Source organism: Streptomyces spongiae, assembly GCF_009377185.1.
In the GTDB taxonomy this organism is placed as follows: Bacteria; Actinomycetota; Actinomycetes; order Streptomycetales; family Streptomycetaceae; genus Streptomyces; species Streptomyces spongiae.
Map to the genome: position 1 here is coordinate 1 of NZ_VJZC01000653.1, position 5,315 is coordinate 5,315.

The window sequence follows — 5,315 nt, forward strand, 5'->3', positions numbered from 1 at the left end:
GGGCCCGCAGGGACACCTCCAGGGCCCGCTCCCCGGGCTCCCGCGCCTCGTCCCCCTCGGGGGTCTCCCGCTCACGGGTGGCCTCGTCCAGCTCACCGAGGGCGAGGTCGTCGATGGCCCGCAGCAGGCGGTCCGCCTGGTCGCCGCGGGGCTGGAGCAGCACGTGGAAGGAGACGGCCTCGTCGCCGTGCAAGGTGGTGACGAACTCCACGTCGGCGGACGTCAATGCCTTCTCGATCATCAATACGCTCGTGAACACGACAGGCGCCCTTCTCCTCCTGGGAACGGGAACGGGAGTTCCAGAGTGCCCAGCGGAACCAAATCAGAACAGCACATTCCACCCACGGCCCTTCAGGTCCGACGGTAACGACTGAACAGGAACCCGGCTTCCTCCAGGAGGGACACGAGTTCGAAACGCTTGGGTACGGCGACGGAGGGGCCCCCGGCGATGCGCTGCGCGTCCCCCGCCGTCAGCATCGGGGCGACCGTGAGACACAGCTCGTCCAGCACGTCGGCCGCCACCAGCTGTCCCAGCAGACGCGGGCCGCCCTCGGTGAGCAGCCGGGTGTGCCCCAGGTCGGCGAGGGCGCGTACGGCACGGGCGGGCTCCACCCCCATACCGTCCCCGGCGATCACGACCCGGACGCCGGACTTCTCGGCGGCGGCCACCCGGTCGGGTGCCGCCGCGGCGCCGGTCAGCAGGAGGGTGGGGACCAAGGGCGAGGTGAAGAGGGGCAGGGAGAAGTCCAGGTCCAGGTTCGCGCTGACCACGGCGACGGCGGGCGCGGGGCCCTGCCCGGCGGCCTCCCTGCGCGCCGCGAAGGCCTCGCGTGCGCGGGCCGGGCGGTACTGCTCCTGGCGTGCCGTCTCGGCGCCCACGAGCACGACGTCCGCGAGCCCGCGCAGGGTGCCGAAGATCCGCATGTCGGCCGCGGTGGAGATGGGCTGGGAGCGCCCGTCGTGCTGGGCGGCGCCGTCGAGGGTCGACACCATGTTGGCGCGCAGCCAGGGCTCGGGGGCGCCCCCGGACGCCGACGGGTAGGCGTACGCCTCGGCCAGTTCGTCGAGGCTCCACTCGTGCTCGGCAGCCGCGTCCTGGCCGACAGCCGTACCCTGGCCGACAGTCGTGTTCTGGCCGACAGCCGCGTCCTGGTCCGCGTCCGCACCCCCGCCGGGCGCGCCTGAGAGCCGTCGGGTCGCTGTCTCTTCGGTCACAGGGAACAGGCGTCGCATGTCGTGCAGTGTGGCACGACCCTTAGACTCGGTAACCGTGTCGTCGTCCTCCACCGCCGTGTCCGGAACCGGTCGCATACCCGAAGCGGTCCCGCTGTCCCTGTGCGCCCGTGAGCCGCACGTCCCCGCGGACCGGCTCGTCGCCGAGATGGTGCCGCCGCCCCGGTTCGACTCGGTGCGCTTCGACACGTACATCCCGGACCCGCACCAGCCCAGCCAGACGGAGGCCGTCCGGGTACTGAGCGGCTTCGCGGCGGGGCTCGGCGGTGCGCCCGCCGGCGGATCGGGCGGCAAGCGACGGCTCTTCGGCTTCGGCAGGGCCACGAAGAAGATCCCCACCGGACCGCGCGGTGTCTACCTCGACGGCGGCTACGGCGTCGGCAAGACCCACCTGCTGGCCTCCCTCTGGCACGCGACCCCGGCCGAGCCCGCACTGAAGGCGTTCGGCACGTTCGTGGAGCTGACGAACCTGGTGGGCGCGCTCGGATTCCAGAAGACGGTCCAGACCCTGTCCGGACACCGTCTGCTGTGCATCGACGAGTTCGAGCTGGACGACCCGGGCGACACCGTCCTGGTCTCGACCCTGCTCGGCAAGCTCGTCGACGCGGGTGTCGCCCTCGCCGCCACCTCGAACACCCTGCCGGGCAAGCTCGGCGAGGGCCGGTTCGCGGCGGCCGACTTCCTGCGCGAGATCCAGGGGCTGTCGGCGCACTTCCGCGCCCTGCGCATCGACGGCGAGGACTACCGTCACCGCGGACTGCCCGAGGCCCCGGCGCCGTTCTCCGCCGAGCAGGTCATGAAGGCCGCGTACGCCACCGAGCGCGCCTCGCTCGACGAGTTCCCGCAGCTCCTCGACCACCTGGCGCGCGTCCACCCGAGCCGCTACGGCGCCCTCACGGACGACCTGAAGGCGGTGTGCCTCACCGACGTGCAGCCCGTTCCGGACCAGTCGACCGCTCTGCGGCTCGTCGTGCTCGCCGACCGGCTGTACGACCGCGAGGTGCCGGTCCTCTCCTCGGGGCTGCCCTTCGACAAGCTGTTCAGCGAGGAGATGCTGAACGGCGGCTACCGCAAGAAGTACTTCCGGGCCATTTCCCGCCTCACCGCGCTCGCCCGCGACGCCAAGGGACTCGTCGAGCACTGATCGCCCTGCGGGGGCTCCTCACGCGTTGAACCCTCGCGGGACGGCGCCGCGGGACGGCGCCGCGCGCCGCGCACTGAGCCCCGCGGACGGGCGCCGCGCGCCCACCGAACTCCGCGCCACGCCGCGCCACACCACGCCCTGCCCCGCGGGCTGCTTATCCGGCGAACTCCGGCAGGTCAAGGGCTTGTTCCGGCCAACCCTGCCTCGCTTTTCAGGCTCTCTTCAGCATGAAACGTTAAGTTAACCCTGCAAACAACTTCGCCGGGTTAACGTTCCTCTTGACCCGCTGTTGACCATCTGTTGACGCGCCGAAAAGACCACCAACTACCGGGGGGAGGCACATGTCGCAAGGTAAGACGGCCCGGACCGTGGTCGTACTCCTCGCCGCCGTTCTGCTCTGCCTCCCGTTCTTCACTCCCGCCACATCCTTCGCATCCGCGCACACCGCCCGAGATGCCAAGGTCAACGCCGCGCCCGGAAAGGTACTCACGGGTAAGGCGCTGCGCGACGAGATCGTCACCCACCGCGAGTGCGACGGCTCGGGGGACCCGGTCATCCCCCTGCCCAGGAACGACCGGCATCGCACGGCCGACTCGGTGCCCCAGGCACCCGAGCGTCCGCTGCAGGAGGAGGATCCGGCGTCCGCTCACGAGCCCGTCGCGCGGCTCACGTCGCACCACCGCGTGGAGAGATCACGTACGGCCCACACCCCGGCCGCACTCCAGGTCTTCCGCTGCTGAGCAGCAGAGCCCGCCCCCCCACACACTCTGTCTTGTCAGCCCGACGCGCCGCCGTGGCGCGCCAGGAGGAGTCACCACAACATGCAGCCCCTCATCGACAACGCCCGTACGTTCGGACAGCGCCCTGAGGAGTTCGCCGGGCTGGCCGAAGGTCAGTCCCCCCAAGTCCTGTTCATCACCTGCTCGGACTCCCGGGTCGTCCCCGCCCTGATCACGGGCGCCCGGCCCGGCGAGCTCTTCGAACTGCGCACCGCGGGCAACGTCGTGCCCGCGTACACCTCCGACCGCTGCACCGGCGAGGCGGCCACCATCGAGTACGCCGTGGAGGTCCTCGGCGTACAGGACATCGTGGTCTGCGGCCACTCGCACTGCGGTGCGGTCGGCGCGATGGTCCGCGGCGACGACCTGACGGCCGTACCCGCCGTGCAGGAGTGGCTCGCACACGCCGCGGACGCGCCCAAGTGCGACGACCCGGCGGACCCCACGGTCGCGGAGGCCGTACAGAACCACGTCCTGGCGCAGGTCCTGCGCCTGCGGTCCTACCCGTGCGTCGAACAGCGTCTGACGGCGGGACAGCTCCGCCTGAGGGGCTGGTACTACGAGGTGCACACCGGGGCCGTGCGCGAACACCGCGCGGACACCGACTCGTTCGAATCTCTGTGAGCGGGGGAACGACTGTGCTGACCAAGTATCCCCATCTGAGGCAGGACTTCACCGCCTCACTCGTCGTGTTCCTCGTCGCCCTCCCGCTGTGCGTGGGCGTCGCCGTCGCCTCCGGGGTCCCGGCCGAACTCGGCCTGATCACCGGCATCGTGGGCGGTCTCGTCACCGGCTTCATGCGAGGCAGCAGCCTCCAGGTGTCGGGGCCGGCGGCCGGTATGACCGTGCTGGTCTTCGAGGCGGTCAGCGAGTTCGGGTTGCCCGCACTGGGCGTCATCGTGCTCGCCGCCGGTCTGCTCCAGCTCGCCATGGGCGCCCTGAAGCTGGGCCGCTGGTTCCGGGCGATATCCGTGTCCGTCGTCGAAGGCATGCTGGCCGGCATCGGGCTCGTCATCATCGCGGGCCAGCTGTACGCGGCGGCCGGGCTGAAGGCCCCCGCCTCCGGTCTCGACAAGATCGCCGGGCTGCCCGGCGCGGCCGTCGACGCCTTCGGCAGCACGGACGCCCTGGTCTCGCTCGCGATCGGCGCGGGGACCATCGCGGTGATGGTGCTGTGGAAGAAGCTGCCGAAGAAGGCGCAGACGGTGCCGGGCGCGCTCGCCGCGGTGGTCCTGGCCACCGTCGCCTCCGTCGCCTTCAGCCTCCCCGTCGCCACCGTCGAGGTGAAGGGTCTGCTGGACTCCATCCAGCCGCCCGGCTTCGACGCCTTCGGCGAGCTGGCGAACGTCGGCATCATCGGCACGATCATCGCCTTCACCCTGATCGCCTCCGCCGAGTCGCTGTTCAGCGCCGCGGCCGTGGACCGCCTGCACGACGGGCCGCGCACCGAGTACGACAAGGAGCTGATGGCCCAGGGCGCGGGCAACACCGTGTGCGGTGTGCTCGGCGCGCTGCCCATGACCGCGGTGATCGTCCGCAGCTCGACCAACGTCAACGCGGGCGCGAAGACCAAGGCGTCCCGGGTGCTGCACGGCGTCTGGCTCCTGCTCTTCGCCGCGCTGCTGCCGTCCACGCTGGCGCTCATCCCGATCCCGGCCCTCGCGGGTGTCCTCGTCCACGCGGGCTGGAAGCTGATCCCCTTCCGGGAGATCGTCGGTCTGTGGCGTTCGCACCGGGGCGAGGCGCTGATCCTCGTGGTCACCGCCGTGGCGATCGTCGCGGTGAACATGTTCGAGGGCGTACTGATCGGTCTGGCCCTCTCGGTCGTCAAGACCGCGTGGGAGGCCTCGCACATCAAGCTGGAGGTCATCGACAAGGGCGCGGGTCCCATCCAGACGTACCTGTCGGGCAACGCGACCTTCCTGCGTCTGCCGAAGATCCTCGACAACCTGGAGGCGCTGCCCCAGGACCGCCCGATCGAGGTGGACCTCTCCGGTCTCCACCACCTCGACCACGCCTGCCGTACGGCCCTGGAGAACTGGGCGGAGCGGCACAGTGCGCCGGACACGGAGCCGGTGCGGGTTGAGGTCGGAGACGGTGTGAGCCTGTAGCCCCTGGCTTCTACGGGGCGGGGCTGCCGGTGACGCTGTGTGCGTCAC

Annotated in this window: 5 protein-coding genes and 1 pseudogene; 4 read left to right on the forward strand and 2 right to left on the reverse strand. The window is 71.0% G+C overall.

The annotated features are described in order from the left end of the window. Together FNH08_RS43805 and FNH08_RS43810 are read right to left on the reverse strand one after the other, a co-directional pair. Positions 1 to 259, reverse strand: a pseudogene (locus FNH08_RS43805) (indole-3-glycerol phosphate synthase); the annotation flags it as partial. Positions 260 to 351: 92 nt separating this feature from the next. Next, a complete protein-coding gene (locus tag FNH08_RS43810; RefSeq protein ID WP_152777080.1) occupies positions 352 to 1,233 on the reverse strand; it encodes a pyrimidine reductase family protein in 882 nt (293 codons plus the stop codon). Here FNH08_RS43810 and zapE point away from each other — a divergent pair. The 4 genes from zapE to FNH08_RS43830 all read left to right on the forward strand — a co-directional run bounded on the left by zapE (position 1,232) and on the right by FNH08_RS43830 (position 5,267). Then, complete coding sequence (zapE, locus tag FNH08_RS43815) at positions 1,232 to 2,377, forward strand: cell division protein ZapE (RefSeq protein WP_152777081.1); 1,146 nt, start codon at positions 1,232 to 1,234, stop codon at positions 2,375 to 2,377. The genes FNH08_RS43810 and zapE overlap by 2 nt on opposite strands. 341 nt (positions 2,378 to 2,718) lie before the next feature. Then, a complete protein-coding gene (locus FNH08_RS43820) occupies positions 2,719 to 3,117 on the forward strand; it encodes a hypothetical protein (protein WP_152777082.1) in 399 nt (132 codons plus the stop codon). Between the two features lie 81 nt (positions 3,118 to 3,198). Then, positions 3,199 to 3,780 (forward strand): carbonic anhydrase, encoded by a 582-nt coding sequence (locus FNH08_RS43825; protein ID WP_152777083.1) that lies wholly within the window; start codon positions 3,199 to 3,201, stop codon positions 3,778 to 3,780. Positions 3,781 to 3,797: 17 nt separating this feature from the next. Then, positions 3,798 to 5,267, forward strand: a complete 1,470-nt coding sequence (locus FNH08_RS43830) for a SulP family inorganic anion transporter (RefSeq protein WP_194238832.1) — start codon at positions 3,798 to 3,800, stop codon at positions 5,265 to 5,267. Positions 5,268 to 5,315 lie beyond the last annotated feature (48 nt).

Coding starts and splice junctions, on each gene's coding strand:
- zapE (WP_152777081.1), top strand. CDS start 1,232: ATGTCGTGCAGTGTGGCACGACCCTTAGACTCGGTAACCGTGTCGTCG.
- FNH08_RS43810 (WP_152777080.1), bottom strand. CDS start 1,233: ATGCGACGCCTGTTCCCTGTGACCGAAGAGACAGCGACCCGACGGCTC.
- FNH08_RS43820 (WP_152777082.1), top strand. CDS start 2,719: ATGTCGCAAGGTAAGACGGCCCGGACCGTGGTCGTACTCCTCGCCGCC.
- FNH08_RS43825 (WP_152777083.1), top strand. CDS start 3,199: ATGCAGCCCCTCATCGACAACGCCCGTACGTTCGGACAGCGCCCTGAG.